The sequence below is a fragment of the Bradyrhizobium sp. PMVTL-01 genome (genome assembly GCF_051861855.1).
Taxonomy (GTDB): Bacteria; Pseudomonadota; Alphaproteobacteria; order Rhizobiales; family Xanthobacteraceae; genus Bradyrhizobium.
In genome coordinates this window covers 4,976,512-5,002,471 of record NZ_CP193982.1, presented here as the reverse complement: position 1 = coordinate 5,002,471, position 25,960 = coordinate 4,976,512, and the positions used below count along the sequence as shown (strand labels likewise).

Genomic DNA, 25,960 nt, shown 5'->3' with positions numbered 1-25,960 from the left:
GCAAAAGGACTGACCGTGACCAAAGATATTCAACTTCCGGCCCCTATGTGAGCCACAAAACCGTGTGGGCTCTCGAAATCGCCGGTGTCACCGGCACCATGATCTCGTTCGTCGACTTGCGGTATTCGCCGCGTTCGGTCGACGAGAAGCTCTTCTCACGCTACACGCCCACCAAGGGTGATTTCTGGGTTCAGTACGCCGACGGCTACGAGTCGTTCAGCCCGCGCAAGGCCTTCCTCGAGGGGTACACGCCCGTAGGGCAGGTCACACAGGCCGACGTCGAGCGCATCGCGCGTGTCTGCCACGAAGTCAACCGCGCCTATTGCCAAGCGATCGGCGACAATTCGCAGCTGACGTGGGCCGACGCCCCGGATTGGCAGCGGCAGAGCGCGATTACCGGCGTGAAGCACACGCTCGCGAACCCGAATTCGGGGCCCGAATCGTCACATGAAAGCTGGCTCGAAGAAAAGCGCCGCGACGGCTGGAAATACGGCCCCGTGAAGAACCCGGAAACGAAGGAGCACCCGTGCTTCGTGCCGTACGCCGAGCTCCCGGTCGAGCAGCGCGCGAAGGACTACCTGTTTCAGGCTGTCGTGCGCACCGTGATTGAGGCCGCCTGATGTTGCAGGCCCTCGGTTTTCGGTTTCTAGAGCGCTCACGAGCTTACGGGTTCGAACTTCGTTTCTCGTGGGCCGAGATCACCGGCAACCTCGGTTTGGCGCTCGGGTTGCACCTCTTCGAGGATCACTACTCGCTGCATGTGCATCTCGGCTGGCCGAATGTCTATTTCCGGCTCAAGTCTTTGGATCGCTGGCTTCGTGAGCCCCACGAGGGCATGGAGAGCTGGGGCTTCTCGGTGCACCGGAGCGACGTCCATTTCCGGTGGGGCCGGAAATACAAGATCGTGCACTTCCCGTGGGCTTGGGAGTGGGTGCGCACGTCGATCATGCTCGCGGACGGCACATGGTGCCACGAAACACGTGAGCGCCGCGTGACGTTCCCTAACTACCCGCTTAGTCGGCACGAAAAGCGGCCTTGGGGCTCGTTTAACAAGATCAAGGATGAGCTGGCGTGGTCTGAGACGTATCCGTTTCGCTACGTGCTGCGTGACGGCACTGTGCAGGACCGTGACGCGACCCTGAAAGTGGAAGAGCGTGAATGGCGCTGGCTGTGGTTCACCTGGCTGCCGTTCCCGCGCATGGTTCGGCGCTCGATCGACGTCGCGTTTAGCGACGAAGTGGGCGAGCGGACCGGTTCGTGGAAGGGTGGCACAGTCGGCTGCGGTTACGATCTACGCCACGACGAAATGCCGCGTGAAGCCCTCGCGCGAATGCAGCGCGAGCGGAAGTTTCGTTAACAGCAAAGGGGACGACCTATGACGACTACCGTGAAAGTGCATGTCAACGGCCGCTACCGCGCGACCGTGAAGCAGGACGACTGCGAGCCGGTTGTGGTGGAAGGAAACTACGAGGGTTCGCCGAACCCCACTGGTGAGAAGAGCTTCCATCTGCCTCACCCCGCGCACAGCACGTTGGAGATCACCGAAGAGTACATCGGCGACGCGCCGGCATCTTGACGCGCGATAGCCGAAGAGCATCGCCAACGCGCAAGCGTCTTGATTGCTCCCTGAAAGGCCGTCCGGCGGACACCCGGGCGGCCTTTCTTGCTTTTTTAGCCATTGTACGTCATTGTATGGCGCCATTTGATACATTTGGGGCGCCGGGTGGCCTATCCAGTTCTTTACGATGTCGCGTACAGCTACACCGGCTTCCAGGCGGCGCAGGGCGATAACTCGTTCCCTGGGACGGAGCTCGACGCGGATCTCGCCGGCCTCGAAGACAGTATCGCTGCGGTCCTGGCGTTCGTCGAAGGGGCGATCCGCTCAGACGGGAAGCTGACGAACGGGTCGGTCGACTTCGATCAGCTGTCGACGGGGGTCAAGGCCTCGATCGGCAGCGCTTCCGACGTGTCGTCACTGATCACGACGATGAACGCGCAGGTCGCGTCGGCCACGACCAGCGCCACGAGCGCGGCCACGAACGCGGCGGCGGCCGCAGCTTCGGCCACATCGGCCTCTAACAACGCGAGCTCGGCAACCCTGTCCGCTTCGACGGCATCGACCGCGGCGACCAACGCCTCGACATCGGCGACGAATGCCGCGACTTCCGCGGCCAACGCCGCGGCGACGCTCGCGAACGCGCTCACGGGGCCGGTTTCGTCGACAGACAAGACCGCTGTGCGCTTCAGCGGTACAGGCGGCAAAACCGGCCAGGCAAGCGCGCTTATCATCGCCGACACGACAGCGGCTTTGTCGCGGGTCGCGAACGGCGGTGTGCCGGTTCAAGGTACGAACACGAACGACAACGGCGCGGCGGGTTACGTAGGCGAGTACCTCGAAAACAACGTCACGGGGGCGGTCAATGTCGCCACCGACACCCCGACGGCCATCGCGTCGATCATGCTGACGCCTGGCGATTGGGACGTCAACGCGGGGTTTACGGTATTCCCGAACGGCAACAACACGCTGACGGAGATCCACTGCTGCCTGTCGAACGTGAACAACGGCCTGACCGGCTTCCCGTTCGGCGCCCCTCACGCCATGCACGTCGCGTTTCTGGATAACCAGGCTGCGATCATGCCGACAGGTGTCGCGCGGTGGAGTGTCAGCGTGAACACGACGGTCTACGCCGTCGTCAACCTGAAATACACGACCGGAGGCACCATGACGGCAACCGCCTGCATCCGTGCCCGGCGGGCGAGGTAGGAAAGCATGGCTGATCCGACGGGTTACGAACCGGGTTACAGCTTCTCCGGCTTTCAGGCGAGCAACCCGACGACACCGCTGCCGGCGGCAAAGGTCGACGACGAGCTCGCAAATATCGGCGAGTCGAACGCCAGCATCGTCTCTGCGATCAAGGACGTCCGGCGCGCCGACGGCGCGTTGAAGAACGGCATCGTCACCTACGAAAGCCTCACGTTGGCGCTGCAGCTGATCTTCGATCCGACGAACGGCGAGGCCGTCGCGAACGCTGTCGCTGCGGCGCAGGCCGCAGCTTCGGCTGCGAGCAGCAGCGCGACAACGGCCGGCACGAGCGCGACGAGCGCGGCGAACTCTGCGGCAGCGGCCGCAGCGTCGGCCAGCAGCGTCAACCTGTCGCTTTATCTGTCGAAGGCCGGCAATCTCGCCGGTCTCGGCAACAACGATACCGCGCTCGCCAACCTGACGGCGATGAAGCGCGACGGGACAAACGGGACGGGGCGTCTGGGGCCGAACGGCGCATGGGACGTTGGCGACTGGAACAACCAGCTCGCGAACGGCATCTATTCGAGCGCGCCTGGCGCGTCGAACGCGCCTGACAGCACGAACTACTGGCTCGTTCAGGTGCTGACCGCAGACGTCAACCAGCGGTGGGTGACGCAGATCGCCTACCAGTTCGTCGGTGCGCAGACGAGCGCAGATTCCGTGCTCGTCTATAAGCGCTTCGCGTATGACAACGGCGGCGTCCGGACGTGGACGCCTTGGATCAGCAACAGCGCTGTCCCGGTTGGCACGGTCGTGTATTTTCCGTCGTCAGTGCCCCCGCCGGGGTGGTTGAAACTGTACGGTTCGCTGCTGTCTCGGACGAGCTACGCGGGCTTGTGGAACTATGCAAACACCACCGGCAACCTCGTCTCCGAGACGACATGGGCTACCGCCAACTTTCAGGGCGCGTTCTCGACCGGCGATTTGTCAACGACGTTCCGCATCCCCGACGGGCGTGGCGAGTTCTTGCGCGGGTGGGACGATAGCCGCGGCGTCGATCCCGGCCGTCAGATCGGTTCGCTGCAAGGTGACCTTATCCGGGATCACACGCACAACTACGACAAGCTGCAAGGCGGTCTCCACCAGGACGGTACGCAAAGCGCGACCGTGAATACAACTTACAACACTGTCGCCAGCGGCAGCGTGAACGGCGGGCTCGGCGGTAGCGAAACGCGCCCTCGCAACATCGCTCTGCTCGCGTGCATTAAGTATTGAGGGTGGCGGCATGGACATCTGGCACTACCATTCGGACGACGGCCGATTGCTCGGTCCGGGCAGGGCTGATCCTGATCCTATGCAGCCTGGCAAATGGCTCGTGCCGGCGTGGGCGACAACCGCTGCGCCGCCAGCCGTCCAGGAAGGGCACCGCGCGCATTTCAACGGCGCATCATGGGTTGTCCTGACCGTGGAGGCACCCAATGCTGACGCGTGAGATCCTGCGCAAGATGTGGCCGCACGCTCCGCAGGCCAAGATCGACGCCATTTGCTCGATCGCCGCGGAAGAGTTCGCCTACCACGGCATCACCGAGACGCGCGTCGTCGTGCAGCTGATGGCGAACGTCAGCCACGAGAACGGCGCCGGCACGATCATTCGCGAGAACGGCAACTATTCGGCGCAGCGCATCCTTCAGGTGTTCGGCGTCGGCAAGAGTTCGGCGCGCGTGACTGAGGAAGAGGCACAGAAGCTCGCGCATAATCCGCGGGCGCTGTTCGAGCGCGTCTACAACCTGCCGCATTCGCCGAAGCTCGCGAAGGATCTCGGCAACAAGCAGCCGGGCGACGGCTACAAGTATCGCGGCGGCGGCGACCTGCAGCTGACGGGTCGGGGCAACTACGAGCGCATCGGCGAGCTCACGGGCCACACCGAGATCATCCTGAACCCCGACGCGCTCGCGGATCCTGTGATCAGTTTCCGGGTCGCGGTTGCCGAGTTCGTCAATCTCCGCTGTGTACCGTGGGCGAAGCAGGGCAACACGAAGAAGGTCCGCGCGCTTGTCAACGGCGGCAGCAATGGGCTGGCCGAAGTCGAGGTTTGGGTCCGCAAATGGGAGGAAGCGCTGCCTGGCGTGACGCCGGCGCCGCTCGCTCCGCGTGGCTCCGACACGGACAAGGCGAAGACCATCACGTCGTCGAACATCATCAGGGGCGCTGTCGGTACTGTCGCTTCGCTCGCGACCGGCGAGGGTGCGCGCCAGGCATCGCAGGCGAATGTCGAGACAACCACGACGGCGATTAGCGCCGTCGCCGATAAGCTGCAGCAGGCGAATGACACGCTGCAGACGGTATCGGTTGCGAAAGACAACGCGACGGCCATCATTCACACGGTCAAGCCATTCCTCGGCCTGGCGCCGGAGAGCTGGCAGACGATCGCCGCAATCGCCGTCACGATGGCCGTCTGCTGCGTCGGGTTCATCATCTACGAGCGGTGGCAGAAGATCCACCAGGAAGGCCGCTGACATGCTGCAAGCCATCGCTGCTCGATTGCTCGCCCAATACGGCGTCTATCTGCTGATCGCGATAGGTGCTGTCGGTGGTTTCGCCGGCTACGGAATCCACAAGTACAACCAAGGCTGGCGTGACGCGATTGCAGGCGTTGCCAGCCGCAACAGCGAGGCTATCAATGCTGTCCGCGGCGCAGTTTCGAAGGTGGACGACTGTAGCGCTAATGGCGGCTTTTGGGACGCTGTTAGCGGGGTGTGCCGGTAACAGCACTTTCCAGACGTTCGGCGGGCCGGGCGCCTCGACCGCTGAAGGCGAGGGCGTGTGCAGCGCGTTCGAGCGGCCGCTGTACGCGGTCGTCGGGAAGACGGCGTACGACCAGCTGTGGATCAACCGCATCACCGAGGCGGGCGTCGCCGGCTGTGGTTGGGAGCGCCCGGCAGTGCGGCCTGCGGTGCTCGAAGAGAAGCCCGTCCCGACGCCGAAGGCGCCGCCGGCCTCGCGTTGGCAGAAGTTCAAATCGAAGTTCAGGAAGCCGGTAGCGTGACAGAGTACATTGGCGTCGCAGCATTCGCAATTTCCGCGGCGATGTTCGCGTTCACGGTTTTCGACCGCATCTACGGAGCCGGGGCCAGAGCCGCCACGGCAGAGGTTGCGATGAAGACCTATGTCGATCGGAAAATCGATGCGCTGCGCGACGCCGTGTTTTTGAAGCACGACACGAGCGAAGGCAACATCGGCACCACCATCCAACACATGAAAGATTTGCTGCACAAGCAAGAGATCGAAGCGCTGACGTTTCGCGCCGAGGCCGCCGAGAAGTATATGCGCCGCGACAGCTACTACGCGTCGATCGGCGAACTGAAGACCGACTTTGTAACCGCGCTCGAAAAGCTGGATACCCGGCTCGGGCGGATGGAAAGCAGCCTAGCTCGTGCCCGCTCCGAATAGAATCAACCAGCGCACCGGTAAGCGTTTTGACTTCGTCGATCCTGCACACCAGGACGCCGAGACGGTCGCGCTGCGCCGGTCGGTCGCGGCGCTTGAGCGGCAGGCCGCCATCAACGAGGCGCGCGAGCGCTTCATGCCATTCATCAAGTTTACGTCGCCTGATCCTGAAGCGCCGAATGATATCACGCGATCGAGCTACAAGAACGCGAAACACCACGACGCGACGGCTCGCGCGCTCGAGGAGGTGGAGAAGGGGAACTACGAGTTCCTTATCCTTGTCGAGCCGCCGCGACACGGCAAGAGCGAGCAGGTATCACGCAAGTTGCCTGCTTGGTATATCGGGCGGCACCCGAAAGAGAACGTTGTCGTTTCAACCTACAGTGACGAGTTCGCCGAAGACTTCGGTGAGAATGTCCGCACGCTGATTAACTCGCCTGCCTACAAGCAGGTGTTTCCCAAGGTGAAGCTCGCTCGGGGTAGTGCGGCGAAGAACAAGCTGAAGACGACCGAGGGCGGGCAGATATTCTTCGTCGGTCGCGGTGGCGCCTTGACAGGCCGCGGCGCACACCTGCTCATTTGCGATGATCTCATTAAGGATGACAAGGAAGCGCAGAGCCCGGCCATCCGCGATCAGGCGTGGAACTGGCTAACAAAGGTTGCTTTAACGCGCCGCATGGGGCGTAAACTTGTGATTCTGACGTTTACGCGCTGGCATTCCGACGACCCGATCGGGCGTCTGACAGATCCTGAGAACCCGCACTACAGCGCCAGACTGGCGAAAACGATCAAGATCATTAACCTGCCGGCCATCGCCGAGGATAACGATCCACTCGGCCGCATGCCGGGCGAACCGTTGTGGCCGGACGGGCCGGACAAGTTCGATCTTCCTTTTCTGCATCAGCAGCAGGATCTCGACGCGACAGGCTTCGCAGCTCTATATCAGGGGCGGCCAAGCGCAGTTGACGGCGACCTATTCAAGCGGGAAAACGTTCGCTACTACACGAAGGACGAACTGCCGGAGACGCTGCGCATCTACGCGTCATCCGACCATGCGGTCGGGTTGAAGCAGAAGAACGACCCGTCGTGCCTGCTGATCGCCGGTATCGACAACCAGAGCAATATTTACCTGCTCGACTGCTTTTGGCAACGCGCGAAAACGGACTTCATCACCGAGCAGATGCTCACGATGGCTGAGCTGAAAAAGCCGCTGTTGTGGTGGGCGGAAGCTGGACACATCTCGAAATCGATCGGGCCGTTCCTGCGCAAGCGCATGGTCGAGCGCGAAGTCTACATTAATATCCGCGAAATCACGCCGTCACAGGACAAGCCGACCCGGGCACAATCGTTCGCAGGCCGGTTTGCGATGGGGAAAGTCTACTTTCCGAAGGACGCGCTGTGGACGGAACGCGCGGTGGGCGAGCTGCTGGCGTTCCCGAACGGACTGCACGACGACTTCGTCGACGCCTGCTCGTTGATCGGCCTCGGCCTGCAGAGCCAGTTCAAGCCGGGCAAAAGTGCCTCCGAGAAAAAGAAACCGCAGCCGGCTTATGGCACCGTCAATTGGCTGAAGCAGCACGACAAGTGGACCGCGGAAAAGAAGGCCGAAGCATCGGCCAGGGGTTTCTGACATGGCGTATGAAGACGACAGCCACGAACCGTTCATGTCGAATACCGTCCCTGACGACGTAGACACGCCTGCAGAGGACGTGACGACGCGCGGTGCCAAGGACACGAACGAAGCGGACAGCGACAGCGAGGCGGCGCAGGCCGAGAGAGAGCACGTTACCAAGATCATCAAGGATATCCGTCTTGACAAGCGCCACCACGCCAAAGCGTTCAAGCGGATGAAGCGTGACATGTTCGTCGCGATGCACGGCCGCGTTCAAGAATGGAGCGAGGCGAACTACAAGGCCAACATCGCCGGCCGGCACGTCAAGAATAAAACCGCAACGCTCTACGCGAAGAACCCGAAAGCGACCGCCAGGCGCGCGGAGAAGCTCGACTTTGCCGTTTGGGATGAAGACCCGCAAAGCCTGATGCTCGCTATGGGCGCCGTCCAGCAGGATCAGGTGGCCGCAGCCGCGCACGCGCAGGCGCAGCAAGCGGTTATGGCGCAAGCGCCGGCAGATCCTATGGTGTCTGCCTTGATGGGCCACAACGGCGGTCCGCCTCTCGAACCCACGCCTTATCAGCCGTCCCCGCAGGCGCTTGAAGCGCAATCGCTACTGGCCGATTTCCAGCAGGGTATGGAACGGCGGAAGCTGCTCGACCGTGTCGGCAAGACGCTCGAGCTGCTGTTCGCCAAGTCGCTGCGCGATCAGCAGCCGGTCGACTTCAAGACGGCCGCGAAGCAGTGCGTGCGGCGCGCCGCGACGACAGGCGTCGGCTATGTCGATATCACGTTCCAGCGCGATTACGGCCCGCGTCCGGGCCTTGACGATGAGTTGACGGATATCCGCACGCGGCTGGATCATCTGCGCGTCTTGGCTGAAGACGTCCAGAACGGCGAGATTTACGCCTGCGACGCCGAGATGGACGAGCTACAGCGGTCGTTGGAAGCCCTGCAAAACGAGCCTGAAGTGCTCGTGCGCGAAGGCCTCATTTTCGACTGGCCGCAATCGACCAAGGTCATTCCTGACCGGTTGACGAAGGTGCTGCTCGGTTTCGTCGGTGGCCGCCACCTTACGATAGAGTACGATTACACGGTGCAGCGCGCCCGTGAGTTGTTCGACGTCGATCTTAGCGAGTGCTCGCGCTACACGGAAGAAGGGCGGCAGTTTGGTGTAATCGCGGGCGACGTCTACGACGATGCCGGCGAGCCTGTCTATCGCAGCGAGGAAACGGGCCTGGTGCGCGTGTGGAAGCGCTACGACAAGCTGTCCGGGCTCGTCTATTACGTCGCCGACGGCTACGACAAGTTTCTGAAGCCTCCGGCGCCGCCGGACGTGTTCGTCGACACGTTCTGGCCGACCTACGCGCTGACGTTCAACGAAGTCGAGAACGAAGACGAGCTTTTCCCGCCGTCCGACGTCTCGCTGCTGCTCGACATGCAGCAAGAGCTCAACCGGTCGCGCCAGGGCAAGCGTGAGCACCGCGAAGCCGCGCGTCCGCGCTGGGCGTATCCGAACGGCGTCTTCGAGGACGAAGACATCGGCAGGCTGAAGAAGGTCAAGCCGTTCGACGCGATCGGCCTCAACATCGACCCGGCCACCGACCTGAGCAAGGTCATTCAGCGCTTCCCGGTGCCTGGCGTGGATCCGAACCTCTACGACACTAACGAAACCATGATGGACGCGCAGTTCGTCGCTGGTGCGCAGGAAGCGCAGCTCGGCGGAACGTCCTCGAAATCCAGCGCCACGGAGGCGGCCATCGCCGCGGGCTCGACGAACACGTCAGATGGTTCGAGCGTTGATGACCTCGACACGTTCATGACGACGATCGCCCGAGCCTCGGGAATGATCCTGCTGCGCGAGATGTCTGAGGAGAGCGTCAAGCGCATGGTCGGACCAGGCGCAGTGTGGCCGCATATGCAGCTTTCGGACATCGCCGACGAAGTCTACCTCGAAGTTGAAGCCGGCTCGATGGGCAAACCCAACCAGCAGGTAGAGGTTAACAACTGGAAACAGATGCTGCCCTTCCTGATCCAACTTGGGTCGATCAAGCCGCTGTGGCTGGTCAAAGAGACGCTGCGGCGTCTCGACGACCGCATGGATCTGACCGATGCCGTGGCGGAGGGTATCCCGTCGATCACAGCCATGAACCAGATCAAGCAACCGGCCGCTGTGGGGGCCGAGCAGCCGCCGGAAGCGCAGGGCGGCGAGGGCGGCCAGAACGCCCGCAAGGGGCCGTCAGAAGTCCAGCCAGGCAGTGACGCGCCGATGGGGAACAATCGCGTTTAGGCTTTTTGTACCAAATCGCTTGATATTCTGACATACAACGTGATACAAGAGCACCACCAAAACTAGGGATTTGTATGCCTCCGATCTCTAATTCCACGGACGATATCGAAGAGATGGACTCGTCCACCATCGAGAACCCGGATGAAGTTGTCGACGCCAACGCGGGTGATCCCGCTGAGGGCGGCGATGCGACCAGCGCGGAATCATCCACCGCGCAAACCGACGATAGCGATGCCGGCTTACTGAACGTCGTTCGCGACGTTGTCAGCGAGCGTCCGGCAGCGGCGGCCTCGTCAGCCGAAGGCGCAGAAGCCGGGCAGGGGGCCGGCGATAGTGCTTCCACTCAGGCGGGACCCGATAACGAGAACTTCTCGGATGTCCCGTTCCACAAGCATCCACGTTTTCAGGAAGTCATTCGGCAGCGAAATACGTTCCGCGAGGACGCCGGTCGATACAAGAACATCACCGACTACCTCGATCAGAACAACCTCTCTGCCGACGAAGCTGCCAACGCCTTGGCGACCTTCGCGCGAGCGAAGATCGACCCGGCTGGCGCCTTCGCAGAGCTGAAGCCGTGGCTGCAGAACCTCTTGATTGCTGCCGGCGAGGTGTTGCCGGACGATCTCAAGGCGCGCGTCGACAAGGGCGAGATGACCGCCGAAGTCGCGCTCGAATTGAGCCGGGATCGCGCGAAGTCAAGATCGCACGAGACGCGGCAAGGGTTTGAAGCGCAGCGCGCGCAGCGTCGATCGCTTGATCAGCAAGCGGTTGATCGCGGCAACGCTGCTGTGGAGTGGGAGAGCGATCGCAAAGTTAAAGACCCGAACTTCGCCGCCAAGCAACCGCTGCTCATGCGGGAGATCGCGTACCTTCAGATGCAGGAAGGCAAGCCCACGGATCGGGCTGGCGTCCTGGCACAGTTGCAAAAGGCTTATGAAGCCGTGAACAAATCATTCAAGGCGCCAACAGCTCAACCGCAACAGCAGAAGAGGCCCGCGGCCAAACCCGTCACGAGCGGCCAGACGAACAATGGCGCAGCTCAGCCGAAGAAGCCGATGTCAACGCTCGATATCGTTCGAGCCAATCGGCAGAAAAAGGCTAGCTAACTCAGGGTTAGAGTAAGATGGCGTTTACTGCGGACGAAATTGCCAACATCAACAACGCAGCTCTTGTCGAGTACATCGACAAGGGCAAGGTTTGGGCGCAGAACATCGCGAACAAGCCGATGCTGCAGGACTTCAACGCGGCGGCCGGTAAGTTTTCCGGCGGCAACCAGAATGTGAGCTTCGCGGTCAAGGCGGGTCAGGGTGGCGGCTCTCTTGCCGGTTACAGCGGCGACGATCAGCTTAGCTACTACAACCCGACCGGCACCAAGCGCACCCAGTGGCCGTGGAAAGAGCACTTCATCGGCCAGCAGGTCACGCACACCGAGCTCAAGATCGACGGCATCGAGATCATCGAAGATGGTGACGATCAGACGACGACCAACATCGACGGGCGCGAAGAGCACGCGCTTGCGAACCTGCTCGACGAGAAGAACGAGGCTCTCGGCGAAGACTACGCTTTCAGCCTCGATCGCCTGATCCACGGCGACGGTTCTACCGACGCGAAAGCGCTGGCCGGTATCCGGTCGATCATCCTCGACTCGCCCGCTGTCGGCTCGACGGGCAACATCTCTCGTGTCGCGTTCTCGCCCTGGCGTAACCGCGCGGCAACGGCCGCATATGCAGCCGCGGGCGGGCAGGGTGCGATCGCCGTGAACACCGCCAACGGTGGCGCGCTGATCGAGTTCATGGAGAAGGAATGGCTGCAGCTCTCGAAATATCGGAAGGGCACCACCCGCTATAAGATCTACGCGGGCTCCGACTGGATCGCTGGCTACCGCAAGGAAATGCGGGCGAACGGCTTCTACACCATGAACGGCCTGAAAGGGACGGTCGACGGTTCGCAGGGTGACCTTGAGTGGCACGGCGTGAAGATCGTTTGGGACCCGACGCTCGACGATACCGGCTACTCCAAGCGCTGCTACGTTCTCGACGTCAGCAAGACGGGCGTCCGTCTGCTGTATCTGAACGGCAAGCGCATGAAGAAGCACAACCCAGCGCGGCCGTATGACCGCATGGTCATGTACAACGGTATCTCGACCACTGCCGTGATGGTTGCGAAGCAACTGAACACGTCCGGCGTGTATGATATCGCATAAGACGGCGTGATACGCCGGGCGCCACGGCGCCCGGCTCCGCTTTCAGGTCAATCTTTCGAGGGATACGAACATGCCCAAGTACAACGATAAATTCGCGGTCGTCAGCGGCCAGTTGTCCGCCGACGTCGCGAATAACGGCACTTTCACCGTCGCTTATCCGAGCGCGTACAACTCGCAGCAGTACTTCGATACGGGACTGGCAGTGCCAGGCTCCGGCACGGTCCTGCTGAATAACAGCGACCGCTACACGATTGCCGGAGGCGGCTTCACGCTCGCATTCGGCGCGGGGAACATCACCGTCACGAACACGTCCGGCGTGACGTGGACGGCGGGCACGGCGTTCACGATGACGATCGACAAGCAGGACGGCAACAACGTCACCGTTCTACCCATCTCCTACAACCTGGCGTCGATCGCAGCCGGCGCGCTTCTGAACCCGGGTCTGCGGCCCGGGTTCAAAGGCACGATCGAATACGTCGAAGCCTACGTCCAGACCGCGGCGACCACCGCGGCCAAGCTGGCGAGCGTCAACGCAACGATCGACGGTGTCGACACCACGGGCGGCGTGATGGCCCTTACGTCGGCCAACATGACGCCGGCAGGCGTGACCGTTGCCGGCTCGCTGATCACGGGTGCCAACTCGTTCGACGAGAAGTCGAAGATCGGCCTCAAGGCGGCCGCGGTGACGGCTTTCGCCGAAGGCGTCGTGCAGTTCTACCTGCGCCTACGCAAGGCGGCATCCGACTCCTACTGAGACGTGTAGCGCTACGGCGCTGCGCCAGGGGATCGCGGTACGCCGCGGTCCCCGCCAACCGCAAAACGAAATCTGACCCGGAGACACTATGCAAACCGCGAACATCATTCTCTCCCTCGGCGGCCACCACGGCAACACCGTCCCGAAGTTCGGCGTGACTGCCGCAGAGATCGCCGTGCTGCGCGCGATCCACGGCGATGAATCCGTCAAGGACGTGGAGCCCGGCCCGGCTATCCGGCGCTCGCACCGCGACGAACGGGCACGCCTGATCGAGGTCTACGGCGGGGCCAAGGACGAGGCCGGCAAGCATATTGTCGCTGGCATGTTTCCCGGCGTCGCTGCCCGAGTCCATGAGACGCTCGAAGAGCTCGGCTTGCCGGATGAATTCTTCAAGGCGACTGGCCGAATGAAGGCTTCGCCGGGCGCGCAGATCCGCCACGACGGCCCGACCGTCTCTGAGTGGGTGGCCGCGGGCTATTTCGCCGAGAATTACCCGCCGGACGGGTACGCACCGAAGAGCACGCAGGAAGAGATCGACGAGGCCATCGCGAAGCAGAAAGCGGCGCGTGAGGCTCTGGCACAGAAATTCGGCGGTGATCAGCAGTCCGAGGGTCCTGACGAAGACGGCGTCGAGGACATGGACGACGATATCGCCGATCAGCACAGCCAGAATGACGGGAAAAGCGCCGAGGATAACATCCTCGGCTGATTTGGAGTGCGTGAGCGATGGCGCGCGGAACGACGCTGGTAAAACTGCTCGACCAACTGCGCGCCGAGCTTCACACTTCGCTCAACCCGGCCCACAACAACCAGGTCCGCGACAAACAGGTCCACTTCCTGAACAAGACGCAGGAGTGGCTCTGGGAGGACTATAACTGGCCGCACCTGCGCGAACGTAAGAACTACCCCGTGCAGGCCGGCCAGCGCTTCTACGACTTCGGCGCGGACTTCGATCTAGAGCGCATCGAGCGCATCGAGGTCATGACAGGCGGCCGCTGGCTCGAGCTGGACCAGGGCGTCGATTCGGCGCATTACGCCCTCCAGAACTCGGAGCTCGATCAGCGCGCGGATCCGGTTCGCCGCTGGCGCATCGCCGAAGACGAGCAGATCGAACTGTGGCCGATCGGCCAGACGGACGGCGACCCCACGACGCTCGAAAACTACGTCAAGGTCACAGGCATCCGGAAGCTGAACCCGCTTGTCAAGGATACCGACCGCGCCGACATCGACGATCAGCTTATCTTCCTTTACGCGGCGTCGTCCTACGCGCCCGACAGCAAGGAAGGCAAGATGGCTCTGAACCGGGCGAACAAGCGCCTGGCGAAGATGAAAGGGCGTCTGACGCCCCGTCGGCAGTTCAGCATGTTCGGTGTGGGCAGGCAGCCGCAGCCTTATCGGCGCCCGGTCGTCGGCGCGTATCGACCGCCGGGGACCTGATGAGCGATCTCGCCGCGATGTTCACGCCGAACCCGATGCTCGCCGGACGGCAGCCGGCAGCGTCATTCAACACGACGCTTGACCCCGGGACTGAACAGTTTTTCCGGCAATGGGTTGCCAAGAACAACGTGCCGTTCAGCCCCGACGCAACCGCGCCGCAAGACTATGACATGCGCGGCTTCTATCAGGCGCTTATGCAGCAAAACCCAAAGGCGCAAAGCGCAGTAGACCCGAATGACGGCCGCCTGCACTTCCCGGATTTCTGGAAAACACCGGTGCATGAGACGTTCTCGAACGAAAGCCAGTGGGCGCCCGGCAACGCGCCAGCGTGGACGGCCGATGACAAGCTGGTAGCACCGAGTGGCCGGGTCGTGTTCGACGACCGGCAGCAACCGCCGAACTTGAACGGGCTGCCAGGGCAACAGCCGAAAGTGGCTGCTCTCGCCGATCTATTCAGGGCGCGCTGATGGGCACACTCTGGCTCAAAGACATCCGCGGTGGCCTCGATAGCCGCCGCCTGGCGGAAGCACTGCCTGGCGGCTCCGCGATCCGCGCGAATGACGGTCACCTCAACCGCGGCGGTGAGTTCGAGCAGCGGCCGGCGTTCGTGAATACTTTCACGCTGCCTGCAGGCGCGACGCTCGGCTTGGCGTGCGACAATAACAGCCTCTACGTGTTCGGCAGTGATGGAGCGCCGGCTATGCCGCGCGGCGTTCTGTACCAGCGCTTGCAGCATCCGGACGGGATCACGCCGCTTGTGCGGATCTTGGATTTCGACCTGTTCGCCGGCAAGATTTACGTGGTTGCTGAGTACGGCGACGGTACACGGTATCACTTCTACGACGGCACGCGTGTGGCCGACTGGATCGACGGCCGCGCCCGCGCGTCGTTTCGGGTGACGGGTGGCGGCATTCAGCCTGCAACGGCGGCCTCGTGTCAGTTCACCGTTACGAGCGGCTCGGCCAGCATCGTGAACACGATCGGCGAGATCATCCTCGGCAGCGCGTCGATCCTTGGCGCGCCGGTCCAGCACACGGGCAACAACTCGACCACGGCAGCGGCCGTCGCCGCGCAAATTAACAGCTTCGTCTCGTCGCCGGATTACACAGCGGCGGCTGTCGGCGCCACGGTGACGATCACCGCGGCAGCTACAGGCACAGCGGCGAATGGGCTTACCCCTGCTATAGTGTTGAACGGTGACGTGCTGGTTGCCGGCATCACGACCATGTCGGGTGGCACGGTATCGGCGCCGTCGCAGCTCGCAGATTTGACGGTGAACGGCGTGTCGATCCTCGCCGGCCCTGTCAATTGGACGACAGACAACACCACGACGGCACAGGCGATAGCTGATTCGATCAACGCTTACGCCAGCGTGCCCGACTACACCGCGACGGTTGTCGGAGACAAGGTAAACCTCCTAGCTGCCAACCCGGGCGCCGCGGCCAACGGCTCCGCGGTCGTGTTTACGCTGCTGCGCAACTTTTCGGTGACGCCGAGCGCGGGCGTCGTCCTTGCGAACGGAGCTGATCTCGGCACCACAGCGTTTCAAGCCGGCTCGTTCGCGAAGACGATCCGGTCGAAGATGTACGTGACGGCCGCGCAATATCTGAACTTCTCCGGTATCCTGGCCCCAACGGGGTTTCAGACGAGCAACACCGGCGCCGGCTTTGTGGACATGTCGACCGAGGCATCCGGCTCCGAGAAGCTGCAGGCCGTCGCGAAGTACCAGAAGTGGATCGCCGTTTTCGCTGAGCGCCTCACCCAAATCTGGTACGTCGACCCCGACCCGGACCAGAACGCGCAACAGCAGGTGCTCAACAACACGGGCACATCTAGCCCGCGTAGCGTGACGCAGTTTGGCGACAGTGATCTCTTCTATCTCGACGAAAGTGGTGTGCGATCTCTGCGTGCCCGCGACGCTTCGAACGCGGCGTCGACTAGCGACGTTGGCGTCCCCGTCGATACGCTTGTCGTCGAGAAGCTCGCAAGTCTGACAGCAACTCAGCGCAGCCAGATCATCGGGCTTATAGAACCTACGTCAGGCCGCTTTTGGTTGATTTTCCCCGACCTGGTCTTCGTGTTTAGCCTTTTTGAGGGTTCGAAGATCAACGCTTGGTCGACCTACACACCGGCTGTCAACAACGTGGCGTTCAAGATCGATGACGCAGCGGTGTTCAAAAAGCGGGTATATGTCCGCTCTGGCGACACGATCTATTGCTTCGGTGGCACCGGTTCGAGCGTCGTTTACGATGAGACATCACCGGAGCTCTGGCTGCCCTATCTTGACGCCGGGGCGCCGTCCGACACGAAGCAGTTCCGCAGCGTTGACGTCGCTTGCGAAGGCTCTTGGATCGTCAGCGCGGGGAACAACACGAACAACCACGACGCCTCGGACAAGATCGCGACGGTGAGCGAGACGACCTATGGTAAGGATCTGATCCCCTACGAGATCGAAGCGACCCACGTCAGCTTGCGTTTTAAAGGGGTGGGTAGCGGGCCGAAGAAGATCTCGGCGGCGGTCATCAAGTTCGACGGTGACGTATGATCACCGTCAGGCTCGGCATGCCCTATGAGGAAGACGTCTTCGTTGAGCTTGCGAGGACCATGCAGGCCGAGAGCTACCCTGACCAGGTGTTCAGCGAGGAGCGCACCCGGGATACCTATCAGCGATATCTCAGCTCGGCCCACCCGACGTTCTTTTTCGCGGACCAGGACGGCGACGTGATCGGGGTGCTGCAGGCTAGTATTTCGGCCTACGATTTTGCCGATGGCATTTATACGACCCTTTGTGGTACGTTTGTGCGTCCCGATAAGCGCGGCACTCGGGCGGCCGCGATGTTGATTGCCGAATTTACCCGGTGGAGCGACCGGCTAGGCGCTCTCGAAAGCACCGGCGGCAATGACAACAAACTGACGACGGAACGAACGACCAGGCTGTTGGGCCATTTCGGCTTCGAGCCGGTCGGAACGTTCGTCCGACGCAAGTTCGGGGCTAGCAATGTCAAAAAAGGGCGGTGACGACGCTTCCGCGCAACTGGCGCAACAGGCGCGTGCCGACGAGCAGGCACGACAGGCTCGTATCCGTAACGGTACGGAGCGCATCAACGCCCTCTTTAACGGCACGCCAGTTCCGGCTGACACCACGACCAACCCGACGAGCCCGCTAAGGCCCAGCGACAGCTTCGCGGGCGATCTGGCAAGCCGTCTTGGTGTGGTGAACGGCCAGACGAGCACTGCGCCCGATCCGCTGGCCGGCAACACGTTCAAAGGCTTCAACGACGATTTCTACGGCGGGATCTCTAAGGCCTATCAGGACTACGCGATGCCGCAGCTCGAAAGTCAGCTTACTGACGCGCGCAAGCAGCTAGCGTTCACACTTGCGCGCGGCGGCAACCTGAATAGCTCGAGCCGCGCTACTCAGGAAGCGAACCTCCAAAAGACGGCCGATGCCGCGCGTCTTCAGATCAACGATACGGCCAACTCGACGGCCAACCAGGCGCGCACCGCTGTGGCTGGCGCGAAGTCCGATCTGATCAACGAGCTCAACACGACAGGCGACCAGACGCAGACGATCAACGACGCGCTGGGCCGCGTGACTGCGTTGTCGCAGCCTACCCAGTTCAGCCCGTTAGGACAGGTGTTCGCGAACTTCACAAGCGCGCTGAACACACAGTCTCAGGCCGAGAAGGCTCAGGCTTATAGCGGTGGCGCTGTGACGGCGCCATTCAACACCGGCCTGTTCTCCGGCGGCTCAGTAAAGGTGACCGCGTAATGGATCCGTTAACACTCGCACTTCTGGGCGGTGGATCGACGCTCGCATCGATGTTCCTGAACAACGAAGCGAACGACGCGGTCAACAACGCCCGCGCGCAGGCCCTGAACGCCGAGCGCGGCCGGCAGCAGGCGTTTGACGCAGAAGCGAAGGGCGTCACTGATCAGTCGCTCGGCCGCTACGCCAATTTCGACCAACAGATGGGCGCTGACAAGGATCGCCTGAAGACGCTGTTCACGACGCCGACGCCGGGTGTGAGCACACCAGGTTACAACGCGGCTGCGTTGCCGGCGCCAGGCTCGGATCTCGTGCAGCGCGAAGTCAACAACAAGCAGGCGTTGGCGCATGCCTACGGGATCGATCAGGCCGACAAGCTTGCGCAGCTTCGCTCCTTCGGTGACGTCATGGGCAACATCGGTCGCGGTGTGGCCGACGACACGGGCCGCGTCGGTCAGATAGGCAGCTTCAAGAAAGGCTCAGAAGCGGCCACGCAGTACGAGCTCGACAGCGCGAACCGCGCTGGCAACACCTACAAGTTCTTCGGCGACCTGCTCGGTGGAGCAGGCAAGGTCGCGCTTACGGCCGGCCTGTCGCCGCAGCTTGCAAGCGCGGCGCCTGCTATCAACGCAAACGGGACGATCGCAGGGGCGTTCGGGCCGACGTCAGTTGGCGGTGCGCCGCTCGTCGGGGCGTCGAACGTCTTCAGCAGCGGCACGTCGCCGTTCCTGTCCTACGGGGTGTGACATGGCGGTCAAGCAAAACGGCATCTATTACGATCCGGCCTTCGCGTCGGCCTTCGATAACCTGGCGGAAGCGTTCTCGGGCCCGAAGGCGATCGACGTCCTGGCCTACGCGAAAGCCGGCGCCGAGCGTCAAAAGGCGTCCCAGCTCAAATACCTGTTTGACAACCCGACCGATCCTCAGTTCGACCGGCGCAACATCGCCGTCGGCAACTACACGCCGGTCCAGAGCTATTACGCGCAGGATCAGAACAACGCCACGGACCTGCGCAAGAACAGCGCGACGAACGCCGCCAACATCCAGATCGGCCGCGAGAAGAACGCCAGCGATCTTGCGAAGGTGTACGCCGCTCCGATCATCGTCAGCGACGGCCAGACGGCGTTTTTACCGGATCAGACGGCCGCCGCTACGGGCTTGTCGCCGCAGCTCCGCGGCAACATCACGGCCAAGCCGGGCGACACTATCACGGCGCCTGGCGGCGAAGTGTTCAAGGGTGCACCGAAGCAGTTGACCGACAGCGAAGTCAAAGGCGCAATCTTGCAAGGCCTGCCGCAGCCCGAGCAGCGCGCGGTGGCGATGCAAGGCGTCGGCACCACGAATGTCACAGGCAAGGACGGCGAGCCGGTTGTCGAGTTCACACCAAACGCGGTCGGCAAGACACCTTACGAGAAGGACACCTCGGCGCGCCAGCTCGGCACCTACAAAACGCCGACGGGCGAGGGCAACGCTTATTTCGACCGCGAGAAGAACAAGTGGATCGATTCCCAGACGGGGATTGAGCTGCCGCCTAACGCGCCCGTCAAATCGATCACGGGCGGGACGCAGGTCAACATTGACACCAAAGCGCCGTCGAAGATCGAGGACGCCTACGGCGAAGGCATCGGCGGCCAGATCAAGACCACCTTGGACAACGCCGGCAACGCGCCGCGGACACTCGCCGAGATCGCGCAGCTCCGCGACGCGGTGAACCGCGCTGGCGACAACATCACGACCGGCCCGTTGTCGGCCTATGTGCTCAAGGCGAAGCAGGCGGTTGGCGGCTTGACGGGGTCGAGCCTCGACGGCGTGCCTGAAGCGGAGTTGATCAACAACATCGGTTTCCGGCTCGCAACGCAGGCCTCGAAAGCCATCAGCAGCCGGCCGACGCAATTCGAATTCGGCCAGGCGCTCGCCACGAAGCCGGGTCTGGCGCTTTCCAAGCCGGGCATGCATGCGATGCTCAACATCATGGAGCAGAACGCGAAGGATGATCAGGCGTTGGCCGTGCTCGCCAACGATCCCGCGAACCGTCAGAATTGGACCGCGACGGTGCAGAAGTACTACGCCGAGCATCCCGTCATGTCGCCGTTCGAGCCGGGCAAGCCGCTCGATCAGACGGACCTTGCGCGTCTTGAAGCGGCCGCGCCACAAGGCGCGCAGCCTCCGGCGGGTAGCGGAGCGCCGGCTGCCGCCTCGGCCGAGAAGCCAAAGACCGTCACGCAGAACGGCCACACCTACACGCTTCAGCCTGACGGAAGCTACAAATGACGGATAAGCCTCCGTTTGACCCGACCAAACCGTTCGAAGCCGTAGCGGACAAGCCGCCCTTCGACCCCTCGAAGCCGTTCGAGGCGGTCGCAGAAAAGCCGAGCGTCGCAGCGGACGTGGGCAAGGCCGCCGTCACCGGCACCGCGAAAGCCGCTATCAGCGTTCCGGGCCTGCCGGGCGATATCCAGCACATGGGCAACTCGCTCGTCGACCGGATCATGCTCGGCGCGGCGCACAAGGCGATGGACTGGACCGGCTACGGGCCGCAGGCCGGTACGCCAGATCGCGCGCGCTTCGATACGCTCTGGAACCAAATCGGCAGCGGCTCCAATCTCCCAACGAGCTCTGACATTCAGGGCGGCGTGGAGAAGGTCACAGGGCCGTTTCCGACGCCGCAGACGGTGCCCGGCAAGTTTACCGAGGCGATTATCTCGAATGCGCCTGCTGCCGCGCTCGGCGGGGGCGGCGCCGTTGCACGTACCGTCAACGTCGTCGTGCCGGCCGTGGCTTCCGAGACGGCGGGCGAGCTCAGCGCCGGATCGAAGTTCGAGCCGCTGATGCGCGTGCTCGGCAGCCTCTTCGGCAATGTCGCGACGGGCGTAGCACGCTCGCGCACGACGGCGCCGGAGCGCACCGTGCAGGAAGCCGCAAGAGGCACCACGCCGGCAGAGTTCGACGCTGCTGCGGATCTTCAGCGCCGCGCCCAAGGCGCCGGCGTGCCTCTTTCGGGCCCGGAGGCCGTGCAGGCCGCGACGAATGGCGCGACCCGGCTTGGCGACGTGCAGCGCGTCGTCGAGAACTCGGCCGGGGGCGGGGCCCAGATGGCGCGATTCTATTCTGAGCGGCCGGCGCAAGTCGAAGGCGCCGTCGGCCGAACGCTCGACACGATCGCGCCGCCCAGCGCGCAGCCCTCGACGCTCGGCCCGCGCGCGGCGGAGGCGGCCAATAACGAACTCGATACGGTCCGGCGAAACATCAACAACGCTACACGCCCGGCCTACCAGGCCGCCGAGAATCACATCCTCGACCCGGCGGACTTCGCGCCGATCGCAGGCGACCCGGCGTTCCAAGCATCGCTGCACCGGTTGCGCAATGATCCTGTGCTTGGCCCGACGTACGCGCATCAACCGGACAACTCTGTCGCTGTGATCGACGCAGTTACGAAGGATATGCGCGACCGCGGAATCGCGCTCGGCAACGCGGCGAACCCCGGCTTCAGCTCGCAGACGGCGGGCATGTATGGGGCGGGAGCGGCCGAAGCCCGAGACATCGCGCGGACGCCTGCGCGGGGCGGCGTGCAGGAATATGACGACGCTCTGCGGATGCAGGAACAAGCGCGGCGGCAGAACCTGGAGCCGCTCGAGCAAGGGCCTCTCGGCAATGTCGCAGAAGCCCGCGACACACGCGCGGCGGCACAGGCTGTCCTGCCGCCAAAGCCGCTTACAGGCGGCGAGGGCGAGCTTGTGGACGCGATCACCCGAATCGAACGCCAGGAGCCCGGGCTTGGCGGCGCCTTGGTGCGCCAGCGCCTGGCGGATCAGTACGATACGAGTGCGGGCCGGCTTGTCGGCGGCGAGAATCAATACGGCGGTGCGCGATTCGCGAAGGACATTGCCGGCACGCCGCAGGCTGAGACGAACCTGAACGCCGTCACTGATTCGCTTCGCGTCGGTCCTTTTCAGCCGGGCGGCCCGCCGCCATCGGATTTGCAAAATCTCGTGGACGTGCTGCGCGCGACCGGGATGCGCAAGCCGCAGGGCAGCGCGACGGCGTTCAACCAGCAGATCACGCACGATTTGGAGTTGGCGCCGCTAAGCGCTGAGATGGCCGCTGCCGTGAAGTCCGGCGGCCTGTCGATCCCGACTGGCGTGCGTGATCGCATGCGGCGGGCGTGGCTGGGCCGCGGGACCGGGCGAATCGCGGACATGTTCCTCGCCCCCGACAGCGTCGAGCAGATCCGCGGCTTGACGACCCGCGCGGCCGAGACGCCGATTGGCGACGCGATGCTGCGGCAGCTGCTTGAGACACCGGGAGAGGTCAACCGTGGCCGATAGTGTCCAATACGCAATGCAGTGGCTGCTGAAGCACGGCTACGCGCAGCCCCAGGCTGCGGCTATGGTCGGTCACGGCGTGCAGGAAAGCGGCCTGAACCCGACAGCGACGGGCGACAACGGCACGGCCTTCGGCGCATTCCAGTGGCGCGGCCCGCGCCTGGCCGGGCTTCACAGCTACGCTCGCGAGACTGGCCAGGATCCGAACAGCCTCGACACGCAGCTCGGCTACATGGATCGTGAGCTCCACGCCACCGAGCGGGGCGCGGGCGACGCGCTATTTGGGGCGACGAACGTCCGTGACGCCGTCCGCGCCGGGATGGCCTACGAGCGTCCGCAGGGCTATACGGCTGCCAACCCGGAAGCTGGGCACGGTTGGGCGAATCGTTACGGGAAAGCGGCCGAGCTCGCGGGCATGGCACCCAGCCCGACCGCGTCGGCTGCCAACCCGGGCATGATCAAGCCGTCCGTTCTGCCGGCCGCACCGACGGGCCTCGCTACGGCCTTCGTCGCGCCCGTGGACGACGAGTTCGCGCGGCAGCGAGCAACGGCCGCAGCACAGGACGCCGAGCGCCGGAAAGCGCTGTTCGGCGGAGGGGTGGCATCGCTCTTCACCTAGAGAAATCCGTCACCAAAAACGCGGCTAGGGTTATCAAGGCTAAAACGCTCGTGTTGATTAGCCATTGGCGCGCGCCACGCCGGATTTCTTCGTCGCTCAACGGCGGCGCGTTGATGTCTTCGGCACTTTCAGATCCCATTTTAGCCCCCTCAGCCTGGTTCCACCTAACACGCGGAACGTGCAGTTTTCGGTCCTAGTTTGCGGGGCGCGCGCCGAAATCGCGCCCAAAAGAGCGCCCCAAATTTGTAGCTAGCGGCATACATACGAGATACATATTCGCGTAAAAACAAGCAATTGCATAAGCTTGTTTGTATTCCGGAAACAATCTTCGGAATACTCACGCAGCGCTTCCCGGCACCGGTCTCACCTCAAATCCGGCCCGTCGGAGGCTGAACCGGTTGATATGTCTACATAGTATAGGGAGGAGCGCCTTGCGAGCCATTGCGCGTCCCCGGAATTCGACGTAACCAGCCGCAAACCCACTGGAAATCGGGCATGACCGACCGCAAAAACGGCCTCACTTACGCCGATTCAGGCGTCGATATCGACGCGGGCAACCGCCTGGTCGACCTGATCAAGCCCATGGTGCGCGCCACCGCGCGGCCGGGCGCGGATGCCGAGATCGGCGGCTTCGGCGGCCTGTTCGATCTCAAGGCCGCCGGCTTCAAAGACCCTGTCCTGGTTGCCGCCACCGATGGCGTCGGAACCAAGGTGAAGATCGCGATCGAGACCGGCCTGCACGGCGGGATCGGCATCGACCTCGTGGCCATGAGCGTCAACGATCTCGTGGTGCAGGGCGCCGAGCCGCTGTTCTTCCTCGACTATTTCGCCTGCGGCAAGCTCGACCCGGAGGCCACGGCCGCGATCGTCGCGGGCGTTGCCGAAGGCTGCCGCGAATCCGGCTGCGCCCTGATCGGCGGCGAGACGGCCGAGATGCCCGGCCTCTACAAGGACGGCGATTACGACCTCGGCGGCTTTGCCGTCGGCGCCGCTGAGCGCGGTACCTTGTTGCCGCGCAAGGATATCGCCGCGGGTGACGCCGTGATCGGCCTCGCGTCGTCGGGGGTGCACTCGAACGGCTTCTCACTCGTGCGCAAGATCGTGGAACAATCCGGCATCGGCTTCGAGGCCCAGGCGCCGTTCGCGCCCGTCATGACGCTCGGCGGCGCGCTGCTGACGCCGACCAAGCTCTACGTCAAATCGTGCCTGCGGGCGATCCGCGAGACCGGCGCGGTGAAGGGGCTCGCCCATATCACGGGCGGCGGCTTCACCGACAATATTCCGCGCGTGCTGCCGCAGAATCTCGGCGTCGGCATTGACCTCGCGCGGCTGCCGGTGCTCCCGGTGTTCAAATGGCTGGCGGCGCAGGCCGGCATTGCCGAGTTGGAGATGCTGCGGACCTTCAACTGCGGCATCGGCATGATCGCGATCGTCGACCCCGACAAGGTCGACAAGGTGATCCAGGTGTTCACGGACGCCGGCGAGACCGTGGCGCGGCTCGGCACCGTGATTCCGGCCGAGGGCGAGCATCGCGTCGTCTATAACGGTCACCTCGATCTGGCGCTGTGATGAAGCGCCGCGTCGCCATCCTGATCTCCGGCCGCGGCTCCAACATGGCCGCGCTGATCAAGGCAGCCGCTGGCGCGGATTTCCCGGCGGAGATTTCGCTCGTCATCTCGAACAAGGCCGATGCGCCCGGGCTCGAACGGGCCAAGGCGAGCGGGGTCAACACGCTGGTGATCGAGAGCAAGCCGTTCGGCAAGGACCGCGCCGGGTTCGAGAAGGTGCTGCAGGCCGCCCTCGACCAGCACGGCATCGAGCTGATCTGCCTCGCCGGCTTCATGCGCCTGTTCACGGCCGAGTTCACCAAAGCCTGGTACGGGCGGTTGCTCAACATCCATCCCTCGCTGCTGCCGTCGTTCCCCGGCCTCGACCCGCACGGCCAGGCCCTGCGCGCCGGCGTGAAGCTGTCGGGCGCGACGGTGCACTTCGTGATCCCCGAGACCGATGCCGGCCCGATCGTGATGCAGGGCGCGGTTCCCGTCGGCGACCACGACACCGCGGACACGCTGTCGGAGCGCATCCTTGAAGTCGAGCACCGCATCTATCCCGAGTCGCTGCGGCTGCTCGCGACCGGCAAGGTCCGGATCGAGGGCGATGTCTGCAAGACCGCGGGCAGCTCTGCGACGGAGAATTTTCTGGTTGCGCCGGTGGTGAGCTGAAGCGCATTTGCGTTTCGTCTCCCCAAACAAAATCCCCCGGCAGAGCCGGGGGCAACGTCATGATCTCTCGCGCGTGGTGAGAGAAGTCAGGAGACCTTGAGGTTCTCCGCGGATGATTTGCCGCGATTCTCCACGAGGTCGTATTCAACCACCTGGTTCTCGTTGAGGGTCGAGAGTCCGGCGCGCTCGACGGCGGAGATGTGGACGAACACGTCCTTGTCGCCACCATTCGGCTTGATGAACCCATAGCCCTTGGTCGGGTTGAACCATTTGACGGTGCCCTTTTGCGGCATCCTCAGTCTCCTCCACTAGATAGAAAAAAGACGCGGCCGCTTTTCGCGTGCCACGCCACAAACGGGCTTCCGGAAGTCTGTTCGAGTCTCATCGTCGCGAAACGCACAGCCGAGCGGCCAATTCCGATTGTGTCGGATATTGCAACATGAAAATCGCGCGTTAGCAAGCCGCGCGCGATTTTCAAGAGCGGGGCGGGTGCCGTTGTCTGCTATTTGCGACCTGTGGCCGCGGAACCACAATCGAGGCAA

Annotated in this window: 27 protein-coding genes; 26 read left to right on the top strand and 1 reads right to left on the bottom strand. The window is 63.2% G+C overall.

The features are described from left to right. Positions 1-47 precede the first annotated feature (47 nt). The 26 genes from ACRQ5Q_RS24355 (at position 48) to purN (ending at position 25,418) form a co-directional block, all read left to right on the top strand. Positions 48-620, top strand: a complete 573-nt coding sequence (locus tag ACRQ5Q_RS24355; protein ID WP_439392560.1) for a RyR domain-containing protein — start codon at positions 48-50, stop codon at positions 618-620. Further along, positions 620-1,357: a hypothetical protein gene (locus tag ACRQ5Q_RS24350; RefSeq protein ID WP_439392559.1), complete on the top strand. Its 738-nt coding sequence runs from the start codon at positions 620-622 to the stop codon at positions 1,355-1,357. The genes ACRQ5Q_RS24355 and ACRQ5Q_RS24350 overlap by 1 nt, the downstream gene beginning before the upstream one ends. A gap of 18 nt (positions 1,358-1,375) precedes the next feature. Beyond that, complete coding sequence (locus ACRQ5Q_RS24345) at positions 1,376-1,576, top strand: hypothetical protein (protein WP_439392558.1); 201 nt, start codon at positions 1,376-1,378, stop codon at positions 1,574-1,576. Between the two features lie 147 nt (positions 1,577-1,723). Next, the gene (locus ACRQ5Q_RS24340; protein ID WP_439392557.1) at positions 1,724-2,764 is read left to right on the top strand and encodes a hypothetical protein; all 1,041 of its coding nucleotides are present in this window, start codon (positions 1,724-1,726) and stop codon (positions 2,762-2,764) included. A 6-nt stretch (positions 2,765-2,770) separates the two neighbouring features. Further along, a complete protein-coding gene (locus ACRQ5Q_RS24335) occupies positions 2,771-4,018 on the top strand; it encodes a tail fiber protein (protein WP_439392556.1) in 1,248 nt (415 codons plus the stop codon). Between the two features lie 203 nt (positions 4,019-4,221). Further along, positions 4,222-5,259, top strand: coding sequence for a glycoside hydrolase family 19 protein (locus ACRQ5Q_RS24330; RefSeq protein WP_439392555.1), 1,038 nt, complete (start codon positions 4,222-4,224; stop codon positions 5,257-5,259). 1 nt (position 5,260) lies between these two features. Next, positions 5,261-5,509, top strand: a complete 249-nt coding sequence (locus tag ACRQ5Q_RS24325) for a hypothetical protein (RefSeq protein WP_439392554.1) — start codon at positions 5,261-5,263, stop codon at positions 5,507-5,509. 55 nt (positions 5,510-5,564) lie between these two features. Continuing rightward, positions 5,565-5,789, top strand: a complete 225-nt coding sequence (locus ACRQ5Q_RS24320; RefSeq protein ID WP_439392553.1) for a hypothetical protein — start codon at positions 5,565-5,567, stop codon at positions 5,787-5,789. Further along, positions 5,786-6,193: a hypothetical protein gene (locus ACRQ5Q_RS24315; protein WP_439392552.1), complete on the top strand. Its 408-nt coding sequence runs from the start codon at positions 5,786-5,788 to the stop codon at positions 6,191-6,193. Before ACRQ5Q_RS24320 ends, ACRQ5Q_RS24315 begins: the two co-directional genes overlap by 4 nt. Beyond that, entirely contained in the window at positions 6,177-7,820 is a 1,644-nt protein-coding gene (gene terL / locus ACRQ5Q_RS24310; protein ID WP_439392551.1) for a phage terminase large subunit, read from the top strand. The genes ACRQ5Q_RS24315 and terL overlap by 17 nt, the downstream gene beginning before the upstream one ends. Position 7,821: 1 nt before the next feature. Then, the gene (locus tag ACRQ5Q_RS24305) at positions 7,822-10,092 is read left to right on the top strand and encodes a hypothetical protein (RefSeq protein ID WP_439392550.1); all 2,271 of its coding nucleotides are present in this window, start codon (positions 7,822-7,824) and stop codon (positions 10,090-10,092) included. A gap of 113 nt (positions 10,093-10,205) precedes the next feature. Next, positions 10,206-11,198, top strand: coding sequence for a hypothetical protein (locus ACRQ5Q_RS24300; RefSeq protein ID WP_439392549.1), 993 nt, complete (start codon positions 10,206-10,208; stop codon positions 11,196-11,198). Between the two features lie 17 nt (positions 11,199-11,215). Continuing rightward, the gene (locus tag ACRQ5Q_RS24295) at positions 11,216-12,295 is read left to right on the top strand and encodes a phage major capsid protein (protein WP_439392548.1); all 1,080 of its coding nucleotides are present in this window, start codon (positions 11,216-11,218) and stop codon (positions 12,293-12,295) included. Between the two features lie 70 nt (positions 12,296-12,365). Further along, complete coding sequence (locus ACRQ5Q_RS24290) at positions 12,366-13,049, top strand: hypothetical protein (protein ID WP_439392547.1); 684 nt, start codon at positions 12,366-12,368, stop codon at positions 13,047-13,049. A gap of 175 nt (positions 13,050-13,224) precedes the next feature. Next, a complete protein-coding gene (locus tag ACRQ5Q_RS24285) occupies positions 13,225-13,758 on the top strand; it encodes a hypothetical protein (RefSeq protein ID WP_439392546.1) in 534 nt (177 codons plus the stop codon). A 17-nt stretch (positions 13,759-13,775) separates the two neighbouring features. After that, positions 13,776-14,486, top strand: coding sequence for a phage adaptor protein (locus tag ACRQ5Q_RS24280; protein ID WP_439392545.1), 711 nt, complete (start codon positions 13,776-13,778; stop codon positions 14,484-14,486). Continuing rightward, positions 14,486-14,953, top strand: a complete 468-nt coding sequence (locus tag ACRQ5Q_RS24275; protein WP_439392544.1) for a hypothetical protein — start codon at positions 14,486-14,488, stop codon at positions 14,951-14,953. The genes ACRQ5Q_RS24280 and ACRQ5Q_RS24275 overlap by 1 nt, the downstream gene beginning before the upstream one ends. Next, a complete protein-coding gene (locus tag ACRQ5Q_RS24270) occupies positions 14,953-17,031 on the top strand; it encodes a hypothetical protein (protein WP_439392543.1) in 2,079 nt (692 codons plus the stop codon). The genes ACRQ5Q_RS24275 and ACRQ5Q_RS24270 overlap by 1 nt, the downstream gene beginning before the upstream one ends. Beyond that, positions 17,028-17,504 carry a GNAT family N-acetyltransferase gene (locus ACRQ5Q_RS24265; RefSeq protein ID WP_439392542.1) on the top strand — a complete coding sequence of 159 codons (477 nt, stop codon included), beginning with the start codon at positions 17,028-17,030 and terminating at the stop codon, positions 17,502-17,504. The genes ACRQ5Q_RS24270 and ACRQ5Q_RS24265 overlap by 4 nt, the downstream gene beginning before the upstream one ends. Beyond that, positions 17,485-18,258, top strand: coding sequence for a hypothetical protein (locus ACRQ5Q_RS24260; RefSeq protein ID WP_439392541.1), 774 nt, complete (start codon positions 17,485-17,487; stop codon positions 18,256-18,258). The genes ACRQ5Q_RS24265 and ACRQ5Q_RS24260 overlap by 20 nt, the downstream gene beginning before the upstream one ends. Before the next feature lie 50 nt (positions 18,259-18,308). Beyond that, positions 18,309-19,001, top strand: coding sequence for a hypothetical protein (locus ACRQ5Q_RS24255; RefSeq protein WP_439392540.1), 693 nt, complete (start codon positions 18,309-18,311; stop codon positions 18,999-19,001). A 1-nt stretch (position 19,002) separates the two neighbouring features. Continuing rightward, positions 19,003-20,526 carry a hypothetical protein gene (locus ACRQ5Q_RS24250; protein WP_439392539.1) on the top strand — a complete coding sequence of 508 codons (1,524 nt, stop codon included), beginning with the start codon at positions 19,003-19,005 and terminating at the stop codon, positions 20,524-20,526. Continuing rightward, complete coding sequence (locus ACRQ5Q_RS24245) at positions 20,523-22,580, top strand: hypothetical protein (protein WP_439392538.1); 2,058 nt, start codon at positions 20,523-20,525, stop codon at positions 22,578-22,580. The genes ACRQ5Q_RS24250 and ACRQ5Q_RS24245 overlap by 4 nt, the downstream gene beginning before the upstream one ends. After that, positions 22,570-23,196 (top strand): phage tail tip lysozyme, encoded by a 627-nt coding sequence (locus ACRQ5Q_RS24240; protein WP_439392537.1) that lies wholly within the window; start codon positions 22,570-22,572, stop codon positions 23,194-23,196. Before ACRQ5Q_RS24245 ends, ACRQ5Q_RS24240 begins: the two co-directional genes overlap by 11 nt. A 495-nt stretch (positions 23,197-23,691) precedes the next feature. Then, positions 23,692-24,765: a phosphoribosylformylglycinamidine cyclo-ligase gene (purM, locus tag ACRQ5Q_RS24235; RefSeq protein ID WP_439375124.1), complete on the top strand. Its 1,074-nt coding sequence runs from the start codon at positions 23,692-23,694 to the stop codon at positions 24,763-24,765. After that, the gene (gene purN, locus ACRQ5Q_RS24230) at positions 24,765-25,418 is read left to right on the top strand and encodes a phosphoribosylglycinamide formyltransferase (RefSeq protein WP_439375125.1); all 654 of its coding nucleotides are present in this window, start codon (positions 24,765-24,767) and stop codon (positions 25,416-25,418) included. The genes purM and purN overlap by 1 nt, the downstream gene beginning before the upstream one ends. Before the next feature lie 86 nt (positions 25,419-25,504). Here the strand turns inward: purN and ACRQ5Q_RS24225 are convergent, their stop codons facing one another. Then, the gene (locus ACRQ5Q_RS24225; protein WP_008551638.1) at positions 25,505-25,711 is read right to left on the bottom strand and encodes a cold-shock protein; all 207 of its coding nucleotides are present in this window, start codon (positions 25,709-25,711) and stop codon (positions 25,505-25,507) included. Positions 25,712-25,960 lie beyond the last annotated feature (249 nt).